Here is a 361-nt window from a genome sequence, read left to right as displayed (position 1 = left end):
GCCCTAGGAACAAGAATGTTCCAATTGGGCGTTTTGGATCTTTCAAACCTGAACGTGCCCGACGAATTGAACGCGCAATTGCCGAAACAGCTTCGTCCTGGCCGACAACTCGATTATGCAATACCTTCTCTAAGTTCATTAGGCGATCTTTTTCTGATTTTTCCATCTGCGTCACAGGAACACCTGTTTGCTCAGAAACCACCTCGGCAATATCATGCAGTGATAAGACAAGATCATATTGACTTTCACTATCACCATCATTCGTGGCTTGTGCATCTAACTGCTTGTCAATACGGCGTTTTTGACTCATTTCTTTTTTGCGCAATTCTGCAGCTAATTCAAAGTCTAAACGCTCAATCGC

General features: G+C 43.8%; 1 pseudogene. It reads right to left on the bottom strand.

The annotated features are described in order from the left end of the window. Nucleotides 1-361: pseudogene (locus CP370_RS09610) on the bottom strand (ATP-dependent Clp protease ATP-binding subunit ClpC); the annotation flags it as partial.

The organism is Lactobacillus sp. UMNPBX19 (assembly GCF_002553805.1).
GTDB lineage: Bacteria > Bacillota > Bacilli > Lactobacillales > Lactobacillaceae > Lactobacillus.
The sequence above is the reverse complement of the archived record's forward strand: the minus strand, read 5'-3'. Positions and strand labels throughout refer to the sequence as shown.